We start from the raw sequence: 16,764 nt of genomic DNA on the forward strand, positions 1-16,764 counted from the left end.
TTAGTTAATAATTAATGGTTTTCAGTTTTCCCAACATAATATTAAGATCAATAATAGTAAAGTAAGTAATCAATAGATTGTGAGCAAAATCTATAAGTGAAATATTTTTTACATTGTTTGATTTGGTACTTGGATAATATTTAATTTCTTGATTGACTCCGTCATAGATTATTTTATGATGAGCAATTGAATTACGTATTTCATTATTTAATTGAGCAGTGAAGTAATTATTTAAAACACTATAATTACACATGGTATGAAACTTTTCGATATCCCGCTTTTGGGAAAAGGAATGAAAGTCTTTATCTCTTCTAGGATCTAAAAAATGATTTATATCATTCCTATACTTTAGGTTGTTTAATGCTATTGTTAAAGGAAAGAACCTAACTATAAGTTCGAAGTTATCTTGATAATATCGAGACTGTTCAGTAAACGAAAATGTAGTTATTTTATAATCATTTTTGAATTCAGATATTAAACTTTTATTTGACAATAAGATTACTGGCGCAAATTCTCTAATGTCTTTATAAAATTTTAAAATTGAATTACAGGAGAAAAGATAATCTCTTTTTATGTCTAAATTATTTGATATTTGTTCTAATGCCTTTTGATAACTATTAGGTTTTTTTTTAATTGATGATATTGTTTCTTTGAAAAGTACGTTTATTCTTAGATTATCGACATATCCTTTAGGCAAAATAAAGTTCGAAAGGAATTGTATGATATTACTTATAATGTATACAGATGTTTTGTATGATGGAGATAATTCTTTTTTTAAATAGGTTGCAATATCAGGAAAATTTTTTAAAAACAAATTATTCAATAAATCATGTTTTTCATGGGAAAATAGTCTAATTATATTTTCAAGATCATCTAATCGATCTTCAAATGAATCAAGAAAGGTTTTATAGTTAGAAATATAACGTGATATTGTATCAATCTCAAAAATTGTAGATATTGCCATATAAGGATTTAGTGTTAAATAAAAATTACCCGTGGACTGATAGGATTCTTTTGGTATTGGAAATTCAGGTGATAGTTGTATTATTGGAATACCACTTCCCATTGCATGGTCTGAATCCAAGATCTCACAATTATTCAAAATCAAACTTAAGTTTGGAGGATTTTGAACAATTTCACCTCTAATGTTCGAATTACAATGTGGGCATGATATAGCTACTGGACTTTTATCTATATAACCAGCCTGAACTTTAATTATGGTCTTACGATCACATGTGGCACATCTTGTATTAAATCTTACTGTCATTTATTTTTATTTGATTATAATTACTTCTATACATTATTTTATTTTTACTATGAATATAATTCTACTAGGTTTTTGAAATGTTAAAATGTTTGAGCCGTAGAATTATTACATTTTCTAGTTTTCAAATCACTAAAATAGGAAGAATATATATATTAGACTAAAAAAGGTAGTTGTACCCTAATGCTTTAAACAAAAGAAAAAACTTAATTAGTTTCTTTTTCTGAACAAGAAAAAGAAAAATGATTAGGTTGTTATAAAAAGAGTCTCTAATAGCGCAATAATGATAAAATTTAAATGTCTCTAAAAATTGTTTTGAATTTTCACCCATGAATTGCCTCATCGAATTCAATTCAATCAAGGGATATTTGCAGTATTCTTGACAATGGCAATAAGTCAAATAATTTATATTATGTTAAATAGAAATATTGAATATACCCTTCTCTTGTATATTTGTGTTAAATACTAAAATCCTATAGTTTCTAAATTTATTAGCTCCTATAGGATTCTGTATAGTTTTCTTATTGAATTATTGCAGCAGCTACTGTAATATTCGTTCTGGGATCGATGATAATTGCTCTAGAGTTTTCTGGGAAATCCTTTTGTTGATCATAAACAATTTCATCTGCAGATTTTATTAATACTCGACCAATATCATTAAGACCAATCGCTTGCTCATATAATTGTTCTTGAGTATGGACGTCGTATTTATAAAGGATTTCTGGAATTTTTATTTTGCTGACTTTAGAATGAGTCTGCAACAAGTAAATCTGCCCCAAGTCAAGTTCTTTGTTTTCAAACCAAGAGATATTAGCTTCAAAAGATTTGTCAGTTTTTGCTGGATGGTTGGCACTGACAATGAAATCTCCTCTAGAAATATCAATTTCATCTTCTAAATGGATGATGACAGATGATCCATTGTGTGCTTCAGGCAATTCCTGACTATCAAATTCTATAGATTTTACCTTAGATTTGGAGCCACTTGGTAAAACCAGGACCTCTTCCCCTACTTTCAAGCCCTCTCCCAACACCCTACCGGCATAACCTCTATAATCGTGTAAATCAGCACTTTGCGGGCGAACTACCCATTGAACTGGAAAACGCCAACCTTGGTTTGCAAGTTCCTCAAATTCAACTTCTTCCAAATATGTGAGTAATGGTGCGCCATGATACCAAGGCATTCTTTGGGACTTTTGTACTATATTATCACCTTTAAGAGCAGATACAGGAATAAAATCAACATCTTCTAAGCCCAATTTATTGGCTAGGTTAAGATATTCTGTTTTGATATTCTCAAAAACTGCCAATTCATAATCTACCATATCCATTTTATTGACACAAACCAATACCTTTTTGATTCCCAATATTTTAGCAATAAATGAATGACGCTTAGTCTGCTCAATTACGCCTTTTCTGGCATCAACGAGGATAATGATCAGATCAGAATTTGAAGCTCCGGTAACCATGTTCCTGGTATATTGTATATGTCCCGGTGCATCAGCTATGATAAATTTTCTATTTTCCGTTTGGAAGTATTTATAGGCGACATCTATAGTGATACCTTGCTCCCTTTCTGCTTTTAAACCATCTGTCAGGATTGCTAAATCAATGGTTCCATCATCATTCTTGCGGTTTGCTTTTTGGATGGCTTCCAATTGATCATCTAAAATAGAATTGGTATCATATAATAATCGGCCAATTAAAGTGCTCTTCCCGTCATCTACAGATCCGGCCGTTAAAAATTTTAAAATGTTCATGTTCTTTTCCTCCCTTAAATTAAAAATAGCCTTGTTTTTTACGATCTTCCATTGCAGCTTCAGATACCTTATCATCCATTCTGGCGCCACGTTCGCTGACTGTGGATGCTTTAATTTCGTTGATGATATCATCTAATTCAGTAGCAATCGAATCTACAGCTGCAGTACATGTCATATCTCCTACTGTTCTGAAACGCACTGATTTATGTTCTACAAGATCGTTGTCATCAATCTGAAGGACAGGATCAGCTGCCATCCATTGACCATTTCTAAAAACCACGTCCCTTTTGTGGGAGAAATATATGGATGGCAAGGCGATCTTTTCTCTTTTTATATAATTCCAAACATCGAGTTCAGTCCAATTGGAGATAGGGAAAACGCGGACATTTTCGCCTTTTTGGATTTTGCCATTGAAAATATTCCAAAGCTCTGGTCTCTGTCTCTTAGGATCCCATTGTCCAAAATCGTCCCTTACAGAAAATATCCTTTCTTTGGCCCTAGCTTTCTCTTCATCACGGCGGGCTCCACCAATACAGGCATCAAAACCATTTTTTTCGATCGTATCGAGTAAAGTCACCGTTTGCAGGGCATTTCTACTGGCATTTTTGCCTTTCTGTTCAACGACCTTACCAGCATCTATGCTTTCCTGCACATAACCCACAATTAGTTTTTCTCCAATTTGATCTACTAGCCAATCACGAAACTCAATGGTTTCGGGGAAATTGTGGCCTGTATCGATATGAACTAATGGAAATGGAAATTTACCTGGTCGAAACGCCTTCTTAGCTAGGTGAACTAATGTAATCGAATCTTTTCCTCCGGAGAATAAAAGTGCAGGATTTTCGAACTGTCCAGCTACTTCTCTCAGTATGTAAATGGCTTCTGCCTCTAAATGATCTAAGTAATCCATTTTGTAAACTAATTATTTATGTGTTACATGTAATCCACACTCCTTCTTTGATTTATCTTCCCACCACCATCTGCCGGCGCGGAAGTCCTCTCCTTCTTGTACAGCTCTCGTACAAGGTTGGCAACCTATACTGATAAATCCTTTATCATGTAGTGGGTTATAAGGAACGAAATTGTCTTTTAAGTATTTTTCTACGTCAGCCAAAGTCCAGTTGTATAAGGGATGGATTTTAATGATCTGATTGACATCATCCCATTCCACAAATTCCATTTGGTCTCTATTTTGAGATTGTTCAGCTCTGATTCCAGTAATCCAGACCTTATAACCAGCAATTGCTCGCTTTAGAGGCTCAATTTTTCTGATATAGCAACATTCCTTTCGATCCTCCACGGAATTATAAAAACTAGATGGCCCCTTCTGTTCCAAAAGTTCTTCTACGGCCTTTGTTTCTGGATAATAAGCTTTGATTTTTAGCTTATAGAGGTCTAATGTCCGATTCCACACGTAATAGGTTTCCGGAAAAAGACGTCCAGTATCTAAGGTGAAAATAGACGTCCTTGATTTTTCTTGATCCAAAATGTGGGTCAACACTTGATCCTCTATTCCAAATGAGGTAGAAAAGACAGCTTTTTCGGCATATTTCTCCTCAATATATTGGATGATAGACCGTGCATCTGCTCCAATTAAGTCTGCTTTAATTTGCTCGATCATATTCATTTTGTTTAATTAATTGCTCCGTATGTGCATTCAGCACTGTTATTTTCTCCTTAAGGTCACCGGAAAGCTGGTTTCTAAGATCTGCCATGAGATTGAGTGTTTCATCAATTTCTTCTGGTAAAAGGTCATTCAAGAACTCTTTCAGTCTTTTGGCAATCGTTGGAGATTTCCCATTTGTTGAAATCCCGATTTTCAAATTTCCTTTTTGAACCACCGAACCCAGATAGAAATCACATAGGGATGGTTTGTCTGCCACATTCAAAAGGATTTGATGATCTGAGCAAAGCTCCCTTACATAGCTGTTTAATTTGGGATTATTGGTCGCCAGAACTACCACCTGTTTGGAATAAAGATCGACGGCTGAAAACGAACGCTTATTTAGCACTATATTTTCTTTGCCCAATACAAATTCATAGAAATCATGACAAATTTCCTTTGCCACCACGGTAACCTTGGCATTTGGCGAATTGGAAATAATAGCCTGTATCTTTTCCAATCCAACGGGACCAGCACCAACCAACAAGGTTTCTACCTGATCTAACTTGACATATATTGGAAAAAGCTCGTTCATTATCCTTCTATAAATTGTAATTGTTCTTTAACCTTTTCAAATTCCAGATGTTTAGCAACGACTTCTCCAAGTACTATGATGGCAGGTACTCCAATGGCTGATGCTTCAGCTTGGTCAAGGATATTATCAACCCTACCCAACACAATCTTTTCATTAGGAAGAGATCCATTTTGGATCAAAGCGATTGGTAGATCAGCCTTTCCATTTTCCTTATATAATTCAATGATTTGATGAAGTTTAGCATAACCCATCAAAACTACAACTGTAGCATTTGTATTGACTGCAGTATATAAATCTTCAGAAAGGAAACCCGCTTTCGTTGCTCCAGTAATGACCCAAAAAGATTCAGAAATCCCTCGGTATGTCAATGGGATCTGTTGCAATCCAGTAAGACTGATCGAAGAAGAAAGCCCAGGCACTACTGCGGTTGGAATATTGAATTTTCTTACAAAATCAATTTCTTCACCACCACGTCCGAAAACAAATGGGTCACCTCCTTTGAGCCTAACAACATGACCATGGGTCAAAGCGTAATCAACCAAAAGTTGATTGATCTGATCTTGTGAGGTAGATAGCTGTTCAGCTCGTTTCCCAACGTATATTTTTGTACAATCAGCTGTTGCAAGTTCTAGTAATTCCTCATTTACTAAGGCATCATAAAGAATTACGTCGGCTTGTTGGATTGCTTTAATGCCTTTTAAGGTAATTAGGTCTGGGTCACCTGGACCAGCGCCTACTAATGTTACAAATGGTTTAATTTCCTTCATGTTCTCTCCTCTCTTATTGGTTTACTACACGCCATTCTTCTCTACGTTCTTTTGCCTCAAAGCAAAAGGCCTTGGCTTGCAGCAAATAGGTTCTTGCAAATTCCTCAGAAGGCTCGTATTTGTTGATCTGTAAAACTCTATCTGAAAATGAAGCTGGAAACTGGAAGTAGTCTTCATTTACATAGTTGTCATCAAACTCTTGAATAACTGCGGTTTGTGTCGAAGCATTTATGCCTTTATCTAACAATAAGGCTTTAGCTGTCCATACGAATGAGCTGTATGAATGATAGATTGCATCAGCAAATTGCTTTTGTTCCAAGGCAAGTTCTGCTAGCTCCAGTTTTTCTTCGGCCTCTAATAATAAGGTGGCCACGAGATCAATTACCACTCCAGCACATTCGCCGACACCAATGGCAGTTTCAAAACTTTCTTCATGGCCCCAATCGATATGCTCATCAGCACTGAGGTTTCCAAGCTCTGCCAAGGGTTTCAATAATCTATAGAAATGATCTTTCCCTTGCTGTTCGTAATAAGAAATGAAGTTTTGCTCGCTATCCTTATTCGACTTAAAATCAGCTAATATAACATCAACCACTTGAAGGACTCTTTTAGTAGGAACTTTGATCACTCGATCTGCCACCCTACCTTTTCCGTCGCCAAGGGTTCCGCCTCCAAGCATGACTTGAGCAGCAGGGACCACATTGCCATTGACTTTTACCGAACTACCGTGGAAGCCAATATGAGCAAGACCATGTTGGCCACAAGAATTCATGCAACCAGAGATCTTAATCTTTAATTCTTTTTCCTGTATAAAATCCTGGTGGAATTCATGGATATAATTCTCCAGCACCCTTGCCATTTCTGTTGAATTCGAAATCCCTAAATTACAGGTATCCGTTCCTGGACAAGTGGTAATATCAGCTGTGCTATTATAACCCGGTTTTGCAAAACCTAATTTTAAGAGTACATTATAAATACTTGCCAATGACTCAGGACGCACGTATTTAAACAAAAGATTCTGGTCTTGGGTGATACGAATATCGTCAGCGACATGATCTCTGATTCCAGCGATCAGTATCCGTGCTTTTTCCGTGGAAATATCTCCTGTTTGGATATTTGCATAAACGCCATAATAGCCTTTTTGCTTTTGTTCAAAGCTATTTGTTGCTTTCCAAAGCTCAAAACCAAGCAGGTCATCTGCTATTTCTTCTTCAACTTTATTTGATGGCGGCTCAGGTTGAGGGATTGCATCGATGTCAAAGGGAACACGCTTATGTTTTACCGCAATCTTTTCTTCTTCTATCAGATCCAAGACCGTTTCAAGACCAAGTTTTTGTACCAAGAACTTAAATCTTGCTTTATTTCGGTTATTCCGCTCTCCATAACGGTCAAAAACCCGAATTGTAGCTTCCGCATAAGGAAGGATTTCATCCTCAGGAAGGAAATCATAGACTTCATGCGCCAGAATTGGCTGGGCACCTAATCCACCACCTAACATGACCTTAAAACCTCTCTGTTCTTTACCATCAACTATTCTGATTTTAGGAATAAAACCGAAATCGTGGATATAGGAAAATGCGCTATCCTTATCAGAGGCTGAAAATGAAATCTTGAATTTCCTTCCCATTTCAGCACAGATAGGATTACGGACAAAATATTTAAAAGTTTGATGAGCATAAGGAGATACGTCGAATGGTTCCTCCGGATCAATACCGGCAGTTGCTGAAGCCGTTACATTTCTAACGGTGTTCCCACAGGCTTCCCTTAAGGTCATATCGTCCTCGGCAAGCTTAGCCCAAAGTTCTGGGGTCTTGTCAAGGCTTACGAAATGGATTTGAATATCTTGTCTGGTAGTTAGGTGAAGGTTTTTACTTGCGTACTCATCAGAGATATCCGCAATTTTTAATATCTGCTGAAAAGTAACTTTTCCAAATGGGAGTTTTATCCTCACCATTTGAACGCCAGGCTGCCTCTGCCCATACACTCCCCTAGCTAAACGCAAGGATCTGAACTTTTCTTCTGGTAGATCACCTTTCCGATAAGCTCTAATCTTTTTCTCTAATTCTATGATTTCCTGTGCTACTACAGGATTCTCTAATTCTGTCCTAAAGCTCTGCATTCTATCTTCAATTATTAAAAAGGTAATATTTCACCTCTTTAGTTAGGTTATTGATAACGTTTATTCGACAAATGTATAAAATAATTATAAAAGAACTATACAAAGTCTACCAAATTACTATATATTTGTGTAATTAATTTCAAAGGATGTATAAAAAACAGCAAATAAAAACAATTAAACTACTGATATTTAGCTCCTTAATCCAGATTGTAACATTTTCTTGTGCACCGAAAGTTGATCAAGGTTATGATAAGGACAAGGGATTTGTAGGCACAATATCAATTTCTGGGGCCTTTGCGCTCTACCCAATTGCTGTTTTATGGAGTGAAGATTTCAAGAAATTACACCCTCATGTAAGATTCAATATTTCAGCGGGAGGAGCTGGAAAAGGGATATCTGATGTGCTTTCTAATATGGTAGATATCGGATTGGTATCCCGAGACCTACACCCGATAGAAGTAGAAAAAGGTGCTTTACCAGTTATTGTAGCAAACGATGCCGTAATAGGAACCTTAAATAGCAAACATCCTAATATCGCCGCTCTCCTAACAAGAGGATTGAGTCAAGATGAACTAAAAGGAATCTTTGTAACAGGCAAAATCAAAAAGTGGAGTGATTTAGATCCAAGCTTTGTAAACAAGAATATTGAAGTATATATACGTTCGGATGCTGCTGGAGCAGCAGAAACCTGGGCGAAGTATCTTGGAGCAACTCAAGAGGAATTAAAAGGAATCGGAATATTTGGTGATCCAGGATTGGCTCAAGCCATCAAAGACAATCCGCTTGCTATTGGTTTTAATAACATCAACTATGTTTTTGATTTAGAAACAAAAAGAACTACAGCAAATATTGTAGCACTGCCGCTTGATATTAATTCAAACCATAGGATTGATGCTCAGGAAAACTTCTACACAGAACTGGATAGCCTCACAAATGCAGTGGCAACCGGAAAATACCCATCACCACCTTCAAGGGAACTTATGTTTGTCCTCAATAAGGAACATCAATCAAAGTTACTAGAAGAGTTTGTCCGTTTTGTAATGACCGACAAACAACAGGCATATTTACTGGACAATGGATTTGTGCCGATCAATAAGGAATTGAATAAGAAAGAGAACGAAAAATTGCTTGCAAGTGAATTACAGACTGATAAAAGATAAAATAATCAAAAACCTCTCTGGGATTTTATTGGGAATATGCCTCTTGGTGATATTGGCAATCCTCATTGGGTTAAGTATTAAGGCAGAACCATTAATTGCCACAGAATCCTTGTGGACTATCCTGAGCAGTAGCATTTGGTCGCCTATGAAAGGAAACTTCGGTTTTTTACCGTTTATCATGGGGACTGTATGGGTTACATTAATCGCATTAATCATTGCTGTACCCTTATGTTTGGCTGCATCCGTTTACTTGGTCGAGTATGCTGGAAACAGATTGCGGAATTTTGTACTGCCATTAGTAAACATATTAGCAGCTATCCCACCTGTACTTTATGGTGTATGGGGAGTTCTATTCGTAGTTCCATTAATTGGAGGGTACATCGCTCCTATTTTCGGAATCAGCAGTACCGGTTACTCTGTCTTTTCTGGAGGTATTGTATTGGCCGTCATGATTTTTCCAATCATGGTGAGCATTATGGTCGAGGTCTTGCAGACCATTCCTAAGGAGCTGAGATCAGTTTCCTTATCCTTAGGCGCTACTAAACTTGAAACCATTCAGCAAGTGGTATTAAAGAAAGCAAGGCCCGGAATAATGGCTGCAATAGTTCTAGCTGTTTCCAGGGCATTTGGGGAAACCATTGCCGTGCTTATGGTCTGTGGAAATATTCCAAAGATCCCTCAATCCATATTTGATGCGGGATATCCATTACCCGCTCTAATTGCCAATAACTTTGGGGAAATGATGTCCATTCCTCTATATGATTCCGCATTGATGTTCGCAGCATTGCTATTGTTTGTTATCATTTTAGGGTTTAACCTGATTTCAAGAGGGATATTAAAGAAAATGGAGGCAAAAAATATATGAGCAACATCAATAGAAGGCTGAGAAAAGAAAAGTTTGCCAAACTCCTTATGCAAGGCTCTGGGATCATCATCACAGGCTCCTTATTCTTTATCATTGGGACAATCCTTTACAAAGGATTGCCATATTTGAGCATAGATATGATCACCAAGACTCCTGAAGGAGGATTTTATGTAGGTAAAGGCGGTGGAATCCTCAATGCGATACTTGGATCGCTTTACCTTGCAGGTTTATCTACGTTCTTGGCCACTATCATTGGGATACCTATCTGTATTTACTTAAACATCTATTCTAAGAAAGGATCAAGGATCAGTCGATTTTCCAAATTAGTATTTGATGTTTTATTTGGAGTGCCATCTATAGTATATGGAGCAATAGCTTTCAGCATCATGGTGTGGCTAGGTGTTCGAGCATCGCTGATCGGTGGTGTGATCACGATTACCCTTTTAACTATTCCAATCGTTGTCAGGACCTTAGATGAGTTAATTCAGACCATTCCAACGGATTTAGGCCATATTACAACTTCTTTAGGAGCAACTCGCTGGGAATCAGCCAAAGTCATGATAACCTATATTAAACCAGGTCTGTTCACCGCGATTTTACTTGCATTCGGAAGGGCAATTGGAGATGTTGCAGGCGTATTATTGACAACTGGGTTCAGCGACAATATTCCGATTTATCTGGATGAACCTACTGCAACCCTTCCATTGGCGATATTCTTTCAGCTGAGCAGCCCTATTCCTGAAGTTCAGGGGAGAGCCTATGCTTCCGCATTAATTTTAACTATAATCATCTTACTTATTGTTATATGTACGCAATACCTAGCATCGAGACAGAAAAAACACCGGGTATAATCCATCAGGTAAATCCACATATTGAGATTAAGGGCTTGAATGTTTTTGTTGAAGACCAACATATTTTAAAGGACATTAATCTCGAGATCCCAAATAACTGCATTACCTCTATCATTGGTCCTTCAGGATGTGGCAAAACCACCTTGCTCAAGACGCTTAATAGGCTATTGGATGATTCCGCTGAAGTCAAGGTCACTGGATCGGTACTTGTCAATGGTGAAGATATTTATGGTCCAAATGCTGAGGTGACCCATATCCGGAAAAAGATGGGCTTATTGTCCCAAAAACCATTTCCTCTTCCGATGTCTATATTCGACAACATTGCCTATGGCCCTAAAATTCATGGAAATAAAGATAAAAAGTCTTTAAAGTCTATAGTTGAAAGACAATTGCGCAATGTAGGTTTATGGGAAGAGGTTAAGGATCGGTTAGATGGTTCCGCAAGTAAATTATCGATCGGACAACAACAACGGCTCTGTTTAGCAAGGGGCCTTGCTGTAGAGCCAGAAATCATATTGGGAGATGAGTCTACTTCTGCTTTGGATCCAATTTCAACTCAGGTCATTGAGAACTTATTGGTCCAATTAAAACAAGATTATACCATTGTTTTGGTCACACATATCCTACGCCAAGCCAGAAGGGTATCAGATTATATATTATTCTTATACAATGGTGAGGTTATTGAATTTGGACCCTCAGAGCAGATTCTCTTGGAACCTAAGCATGAAATTACGAAACAGTATGTCAAAGGATTTATTTCATAATCACAATTAATAGATAGAAAAAGGGAGCAATTCGTATGAAAAGCTCCCTTATTTATTTAAATATCTTTATGGTCTAAGACCTGGTTTCCCCTTCAGGACCTTCTTCAATGACTTCGGCGATCTCTTCAATGCCGTCTTCATCAGAATCCTGCCTAAATGGGGCGGTTTCATCAAATTCCCCCTCCCACTTGGCGACTACAACCGTAGCTAAACAGTTTCCAATGACATTCACGGATGTCCTAGCCATATCCATCAATTCATCAATACCTAGAATCGCTGCAATAACAAATACAGGTAGTCCAAATTGATCAGCAGTTGCGATCAAAATAATCAAGGATGCCCTAGGAACTGCTGCCACTCCTTTTGAAGTGATCATCAAAGTAAAGGCGATCATCAATTGTTGACCAAAGGACAAGTGGATACCAGCAGCTTGAGCTACGAAGATGGAAGCTAATGAAAGGTAAAGTGAAGTACCATCCAAGTTAAAGCTATATCCAGTAGGAATTACAAACGAAACGATTTTCCTTGGCACACCAAACTTCTCCATTGCACTCATCGCTTTTGGAAGAGCTGCATCAGAACTTGTAGTTGCAAATGCAATAGAAACCGGTTCTTTAATGGCATTGATAAATTGCTTTACCGGAATTTTCAGATAAAGGGCTACCGGCAATAACACCCCGGCAAGGAAGAAAATCAATGCTAGGTACAGTGTTGCCAATAACATGAACAGGTTTTTGAGGATATCGATCCCCAAATGCCCAACGGTATAGGCCATTGCTGCCCCAACACCAATTGGCGCAAAGAGCATTACCAGATTAGTAAATTTGAACATGGCTTCGGAGAGTGATTCTGCGAAGTCGACAAAGGGCTTTCGCTTCTTCTCATCCACCATGGCCAGACCGATACCAAAGATCACGGCAAATACAACGATCTGCAAAACTTTATTCTCGTATACTGATTTTACAATATTTTCAGGAAATGTATCCCTAAAGAATGAGGTGAATTTATAGATCCAATGTGCGCTTTCATCAATATGTTCAAGTGCGATCTTATCTGCATCTGACACTGCGGATGTCTGCGGTAATTCTTCGTGCGGCATGTGCTCGATATCGATTCCTACTCCAGCACGGGTTAAGTTAATAGCACCTAGACCGATAAATATAGCACAGGTAGTAGCACAGAAGAAATACAACATGGATTTCCAAGCCATACGACCAACTTGCTTAAGATCTGAGTGGCCAGCAATACCAAATACCAAGGTGGAGAATAAAATTGGCCCCACAATGGTTTTCACTAACTTGATAAACCCTTGGCTTAAGGGCTGCAATGCCTTAGCTACATCTGGAAAATCAAGCCCAACAAAAATACCCAATACCATACAGGTTAGGATCCATGTTGTCAATCCTTTCCGTACAATTGCGTTCCATACCAAAACAATGGCAGTAACCCAACGGACAACCATCATCAAGGATGCAGGAATTGGCGCAAGATTAAATTCATAAAGGAGGGTCAGGATAGATGCTATCGCAATGGTCGCAAGTAGAACATATCCTGTAGTTTTTTTTGACATGTAGATTTAATAAGGTTATTTATTTCTTTTTTTTACTTTTTAGACGAACAAAAATAAAAAAATAGCTCTGCAAACCAAATCTTTTGCGTTATAGTATTTCCTAAAATGTGCTGAGTTTCGGCTTTTTCAATCGTAAAATATTGAATCAGAGAGATGGGTTAAGGTTAAAAATATCGGGGAAGATTGTAAAATAAGAGGTACAAAGGATTAATAGAACTTAGAAACCAACTGATTTTCCATTTCAGGGATCTTGAAAAATAAAAAAACCACCTCTTTCAAGGTGGTTTATCTATAGAATATCTTTAAGATTATTCAGCGTGAAGCCAAGCTTTCTTCGCTAATAGTTCTTCTTCAGTTTCACGGACGTCTTCATCCTCAACACAACAATCAACTGGACATACAGCAGCACACTGAGGTTCATCATGGAATCCCACACACTCCGTACATTTATCTGAAACGATGTAATAAACTTCATTGGAAATAGCATCCTGTGATTCGTTCGCGTCAAGAGTTACTCCATCACCAAAATCAATCACACCATCCAATGCTGTACCATCTGAAAACTTCCAACTTACACCAGCATCATAGATTGCATTATTTGGGCATTCTGGTTCACATGCCCCACAATTTATACATTCGTCAGTAATTTTAATTGCCATTTATGTCCTTACAATAAAATAATAAACTAATTTTGCACTTTCAAAGGTAATACTAAAGCTATATACTCAAAAATAAAAGTATACAAAATTAGTAGTTATTTACTTTGATATGGCAAATATACGGCAAAAAAAACACAGATTAATTATAAATAGTAAGATTTTGACAAGAGAACAAAGAATAAACGCCTTCGTAAAACTCGGACAATTCCTTCAATCTGATGAGTTGAATAACTCTCCCATCATTGATTCAGCAGTTCATAAAAATGCTTGGTATACCAAACCAAATATTTTGCAACAGATCCATGCCATTGCGCAAAATCTGACCCATGATCAATTGGAGAAATGGCTTAAGGATGTTCCTAATCAGGATATTGATAAATCTGTAGGCTTGGTATTGGCCGGAAATCTTCCCTTAGTCGGATTTCATGATATCATGTGTGTGCTATTGGCTGGATTTACGGCCAAAATCAAAGTTTCATCAGATGATGCCGGCTTAACAAAATTTATACTGGATCAATTAATTGAAATTGAACCTCAATTTGCCAAGAAGATCCAATTACTGGATAAGCTAGAGAATTTTGATCTTGTCATTGCTACAGGAAGCAATAATTCAGCGCGTTATTTTGAATATTATTTCGGTAAAAAACCGAATATTATCCGAAAAAATAGAAACTCACTTTCTGTGCTTTCTGGAAATGAGACTAAGGAACAACTACAGGCCCTAGGACATGACATCTTTGATTATTTCGGTTTGGGATGTAGGTCTGTTTCAAAAATATTCATCCCAGAAGGTTATGACATTGCAAAGCTTTTGGACAACCTAGAATCTTTTCATTCCATAAAAGATCATTCAAAATACAACAACAATTACGATTTCAATAAATCAATCTATTTGATCAACAAGAACAAACATTTTGACAATGGTTTTCTACTGTTAAAGGAAGATGAAAGCCTAGCCTCTCCCCTTGCTGTCGTACATTTTGAATACTATAAGGCTAAGGGAGATGTAGAAAAATACATCCTAGCCCACAAAGAGGACATTCAATGTGTAACTAGCGATATGGATATCCAGGTAGCTGATGTTCCTGTATTCCCATTTGGTGCAAGCCAATACCCAGCATTGGATGATTTTGCAGACAATGTAAATACATTAGACTTTTTATTGGCAAACCAATAATTAGCTTTTATTGTCGTTATATGAGTGTGAATTCGTAAAAAATTATAATTTTGTTTGACTATGTATGTTATTAAGGTTAAAGGTGTAGCAAAAATTCCAGATTATGTTCAATTAAGGGACGATGCATTTACGCTTTTGGCTTATTTCCGCGTGGATAGACCCGACAAATCATTGGAAAAAATCGGTCTTGCTGATAAATCCGAATACATTATGGATGTTGTTCGTGAATTACCATTTGGCCAAATAAAGAAAATCGACTTATAAATTACCATGAGAGAGACAAATACGGTTATCAAACTTAAACATGTAGATATCTATCAACAAAAACACCTTGTACTTTCAGATGTTAACTTAGACATTGCCCAAGGAGAATTTTTATACCTTATTGGACAATCTGGTTCAGGAAAAAGTAGTTTATTGAAAATAATCTATGGAGACCTGTACATCGCGAATGGCGAAGGGATGATTGCTGGATTCGACCTGAAAAAACTTCATGAAAATGATGTCCCATACCTAAGACGTAAATTGGGAATCGTTTTTCAAGATTTCCATTTATTGAACGACCGTACAGTTGAAAAAAACCTAGAGTTTGCCCTTAAAGCTACAGGTTGGAAGGAAAAGGCTCAGATCGAGAACAGAATCATCGATGTGTTGGAAAAAGTTGGACTTCGTTCGAAACTGAAGAAAATGCCTCATGAACTTTCTGGTGGTGAGCAGCAACGTGTCGTAATTGCCCGTGCATTACTGAACAACCCTGAAATCATCCTTGCCGATGAGCCAACAGGGAATTTAGACCCCGCTACATCCGAAGAAATTGTATTGTTATTACGTGACATCGCTTCCTCTGGAACCGCAGTCCTGATGGCAACGCACGATTACCAAATTATTAGAAATATGCCTGCACGCATCCTGAAAACAGCAGATGGTGCGTTGCATGACAATGTCAGCATCTAATAGCTGACAATACCATTTAAATCCGACAATTTTGCTAACGAAACCAGTAAACACTGACAGCATGTCGGATTTTTTTTGTTGGCAAAAAAATTGATGGATGCCATGTTAAGGTTACTTAAACTAGATATTAGGAGATGATAAACGAGAACGAGAATATTCAAGACCCAGAAATGAACAATTCGGAGGAAAATGTAGAGCAAGGTTCTGCAGCTACCGAAGAACTTACCAATAAGTTAAACGAATCCAACGATAAATATGCAAGATTGTTTGCTGAGTTTGACAATTACAAAAAGAGAACTGCAAAAGAAAAGATTGATTTAATGCAATCAGCTGGTAAGGATGTAATCTTAAAATTATTACCAGTAGTTGATGATTTCGATCGCTCCCTAAGCTTTATGAAAGACGTGCCTGCTGATGACCCAATGAAACAAGGCATTGACTTGGTTTATCATAAGCTTAAGAAAACCATGGAACAATTAGGTGTAAAGGAAATCGATGTTATTGGTCAACCTTTTGATCCTGAATTCCAAGAAGCCATAACCCTCATCCCTGCACCTACCCCAGATTTAAAAGATAAGGTTATCGATGTTATTGAAAAAGGTTATACTTTGAATGACAACGTAATCAGATTTGCGAAAGTAGTAGTAGGCCAATAAATA

General features: G+C 37.2%; 17 protein-coding genes. 8 read left to right on the top strand and 9 right to left on the bottom strand.

Features of this window, described 5'->3' with window-relative positions:
• Nucleotides 1–4: 4 nt before the first annotated feature.
• From ACWIB3_RS06265 to ACWIB3_RS06295, 7 genes are all read right to left on the bottom strand, one after another.
• The gene (locus ACWIB3_RS06265) at nucleotides 5–1,267 is read right to left on the bottom strand and encodes a hypothetical protein (RefSeq protein ID WP_454291192.1); all 1,263 of its coding nucleotides are present in this window, start codon (nucleotides 1,265–1,267) and stop codon (nucleotides 5–7) included.
• A gap of 518 nt (nucleotides 1,268–1,785) precedes the next feature.
• Nucleotides 1,786–3,021 (bottom strand): sulfate adenylyltransferase subunit 1, encoded by a 1,236-nt coding sequence (locus tag ACWIB3_RS06270; protein WP_454291193.1) that lies wholly within the window; start codon nucleotides 3,019–3,021, stop codon nucleotides 1,786–1,788.
• Nucleotides 3,022–3,040: 19 nt separating this feature from the next.
• Nucleotides 3,041–3,931: a sulfate adenylyltransferase subunit CysD gene (gene cysD, locus ACWIB3_RS06275; RefSeq protein WP_185212151.1), complete on the bottom strand. Its 891-nt coding sequence runs from the start codon at nucleotides 3,929–3,931 to the stop codon at nucleotides 3,041–3,043.
• 12 nt (nucleotides 3,932–3,943) lie between these two features.
• On the bottom strand, nucleotides 3,944–4,648 hold the full coding sequence (locus tag ACWIB3_RS06280; protein ID WP_454291194.1) for a phosphoadenylyl-sulfate reductase: 705 nt from the start codon (nucleotides 4,646–4,648) through the stop codon (nucleotides 3,944–3,946).
• Nucleotides 4,626–5,219, bottom strand: a complete 594-nt coding sequence (locus ACWIB3_RS06285) for a precorrin-2 dehydrogenase/sirohydrochlorin ferrochelatase family protein (RefSeq protein WP_454291195.1) — start codon at nucleotides 5,217–5,219, stop codon at nucleotides 4,626–4,628. Before ACWIB3_RS06285 ends, ACWIB3_RS06280 begins: the two co-directional genes overlap by 23 nt.
• Nucleotides 5,219–5,986 carry a uroporphyrinogen-III C-methyltransferase gene (cobA, locus tag ACWIB3_RS06290; protein WP_254527188.1) on the bottom strand — a complete coding sequence of 256 codons (768 nt, stop codon included), beginning with the start codon at nucleotides 5,984–5,986 and terminating at the stop codon, nucleotides 5,219–5,221. Before cobA ends, ACWIB3_RS06285 begins: the two co-directional genes overlap by 1 nt.
• A 13-nt stretch (nucleotides 5,987–5,999) precedes the next feature.
• Nucleotides 6,000–8,105 (bottom strand): HEPN domain-containing protein, encoded by a 2,106-nt coding sequence (locus ACWIB3_RS06295; protein WP_185212155.1) that lies wholly within the window; start codon nucleotides 8,103–8,105, stop codon nucleotides 6,000–6,002.
• A gap of 146 nt (nucleotides 8,106–8,251) precedes the next feature.
• Between ACWIB3_RS06295 and ACWIB3_RS06300 the strand changes: the two genes are divergently transcribed.
• From ACWIB3_RS06300 to ACWIB3_RS06315, 4 genes are read left to right on the top strand one after another with little or no spacing between them, the layout of a single operon-like run.
• The gene (locus ACWIB3_RS06300) at nucleotides 8,252–9,265 is read left to right on the top strand and encodes a PstS family phosphate ABC transporter substrate-binding protein (protein WP_454291196.1); all 1,014 of its coding nucleotides are present in this window, start codon (nucleotides 8,252–8,254) and stop codon (nucleotides 9,263–9,265) included.
• Nucleotides 9,240–10,130, top strand: coding sequence for a phosphate ABC transporter permease subunit PstC (gene pstC, locus ACWIB3_RS06305; RefSeq protein WP_454291197.1), 891 nt, complete (start codon nucleotides 9,240–9,242; stop codon nucleotides 10,128–10,130). Before ACWIB3_RS06300 ends, pstC begins: the two co-directional genes overlap by 26 nt.
• Nucleotides 10,127–10,981, top strand: a complete 855-nt coding sequence (locus tag ACWIB3_RS06310; RefSeq protein WP_454291198.1) for a PstA family ABC transporter permease — start codon at nucleotides 10,127–10,129, stop codon at nucleotides 10,979–10,981. The genes pstC and ACWIB3_RS06310 overlap by 4 nt, the downstream gene beginning before the upstream one ends.
• Nucleotides 10,936–11,745, top strand: a complete 810-nt coding sequence (locus tag ACWIB3_RS06315) for a phosphate ABC transporter ATP-binding protein (RefSeq protein ID WP_454291199.1) — start codon at nucleotides 10,936–10,938, stop codon at nucleotides 11,743–11,745. The genes ACWIB3_RS06310 and ACWIB3_RS06315 overlap by 46 nt, the downstream gene beginning before the upstream one ends.
• 73 nt (nucleotides 11,746–11,818) lie before the next feature.
• Here the strand turns inward: ACWIB3_RS06315 and ACWIB3_RS06320 are convergent, their stop codons facing one another.
• Nucleotides 11,819–13,315 (bottom strand): dicarboxylate/amino acid:cation symporter, encoded by a 1,497-nt coding sequence (locus ACWIB3_RS06320; RefSeq protein ID WP_254527198.1) that lies wholly within the window; start codon nucleotides 13,313–13,315, stop codon nucleotides 11,819–11,821.
• Nucleotides 13,316–13,623: 308 nt separating this feature from the next.
• Complete coding sequence (locus ACWIB3_RS06325) at nucleotides 13,624–13,974, bottom strand: 4Fe-4S dicluster domain-containing protein (RefSeq protein ID WP_093096554.1); 351 nt, start codon at nucleotides 13,972–13,974, stop codon at nucleotides 13,624–13,626.
• Nucleotides 13,975–14,134: 160 nt separating this feature from the next.
• Here ACWIB3_RS06325 and ACWIB3_RS06330 point away from each other — a divergent pair, with 160 nt between their 5' ends.
• The 4 genes from ACWIB3_RS06330 to ACWIB3_RS06345 all read left to right on the top strand — a co-directional run bounded on the left by ACWIB3_RS06330 (nucleotide 14,135) and on the right by ACWIB3_RS06345 (nucleotide 16,761).
• Entirely contained in the window at nucleotides 14,135–15,151 is a 1,017-nt protein-coding gene (locus tag ACWIB3_RS06330) for an acyl-CoA reductase (protein WP_454291200.1), read from the top strand.
• A 60-nt stretch (nucleotides 15,152–15,211) separates the two neighbouring features.
• Entirely contained in the window at nucleotides 15,212–15,415 is a 204-nt protein-coding gene (locus ACWIB3_RS06335) for a fructose-6-phosphate aldolase (RefSeq protein WP_185212162.1), read from the top strand.
• A 6-nt stretch (nucleotides 15,416–15,421) separates the two neighbouring features.
• Nucleotides 15,422–16,105 (top strand): cell division ATP-binding protein FtsE, encoded by a 684-nt coding sequence (locus ACWIB3_RS06340; protein WP_185212163.1) that lies wholly within the window; start codon nucleotides 15,422–15,424, stop codon nucleotides 16,103–16,105.
• A gap of 134 nt (nucleotides 16,106–16,239) precedes the next feature.
• Nucleotides 16,240–16,761 (top strand): nucleotide exchange factor GrpE, encoded by a 522-nt coding sequence (locus ACWIB3_RS06345; RefSeq protein ID WP_185212164.1) that lies wholly within the window; start codon nucleotides 16,240–16,242, stop codon nucleotides 16,759–16,761.
• Nucleotides 16,762–16,764: the final 3 nt, after the last annotated feature.

The organism is Sphingobacterium sp. NPDC055431 (genome assembly GCF_053644255.1).

Bases quoted from the DNA above. Each gene is read 5' to 3' on its own strand.
- cysD (WP_185212151.1), bottom strand. From the start codon at position 3,931: ATGGATTACTTAGATCATTTAGAGGCAGAAGCCATTTACATACTGAGA.
- ACWIB3_RS06320 (WP_254527198.1), bottom strand. From the start codon at position 13,315: ATGTCAAAAAAAACTACAGGATATGTTCTACTTGCGACCATTGCGATA.
- ACWIB3_RS06300 (WP_454291196.1), top strand. From the start codon at position 8,252: ATGTATAAAAAACAGCAAATAAAAACAATTAAACTACTGATATTTAGC.
- ACWIB3_RS06285 (WP_454291195.1), bottom strand. From the start codon at position 5,219: ATGAACGAGCTTTTTCCAATATATGTCAAGTTAGATCAGGTAGAAACC.
- ACWIB3_RS06295 (WP_185212155.1), bottom strand. From the start codon at position 8,105: ATGCAGAGCTTTAGGACAGAATTAGAGAATCCTGTAGTAGCACAGGAA.
- ACWIB3_RS06325 (WP_093096554.1), bottom strand. From the start codon at position 13,974: ATGGCAATTAAAATTACTGACGAATGTATAAATTGTGGGGCATGTGAA.
- ACWIB3_RS06340 (WP_185212163.1), top strand. From the start codon at position 15,422: ATGAGAGAGACAAATACGGTTATCAAACTTAAACATGTAGATATCTAT.
- ACWIB3_RS06315 (WP_454291199.1), top strand. From the start codon at position 10,936: ATGTACGCAATACCTAGCATCGAGACAGAAAAAACACCGGGTATAATC.
- ACWIB3_RS06345 (WP_185212164.1), top strand. From the start codon at position 16,240: ATGATAAACGAGAACGAGAATATTCAAGACCCAGAAATGAACAATTCG.
- ACWIB3_RS06280 (WP_454291194.1), bottom strand. From the start codon at position 4,648: ATGAATATGATCGAGCAAATTAAAGCAGACTTAATTGGAGCAGATGCA.
- ACWIB3_RS06265 (WP_454291192.1), bottom strand. From the start codon at position 1,267: ATGACAGTAAGATTTAATACAAGATGTGCCACATGTGATCGTAAGACC.
- ACWIB3_RS06310 (WP_454291198.1), top strand. From the start codon at position 10,127: ATGAGCAACATCAATAGAAGGCTGAGAAAAGAAAAGTTTGCCAAACTC.
- ACWIB3_RS06270 (WP_454291193.1), bottom strand. From the start codon at position 3,021: ATGAACATTTTAAAATTTTTAACGGCCGGATCTGTAGATGACGGGAAG.
- cobA (WP_254527188.1), bottom strand. From the start codon at position 5,986: ATGAAGGAAATTAAACCATTTGTAACATTAGTAGGCGCTGGTCCAGGT.
- ACWIB3_RS06335 (WP_185212162.1), top strand. From the start codon at position 15,212: ATGTATGTTATTAAGGTTAAAGGTGTAGCAAAAATTCCAGATTATGTT.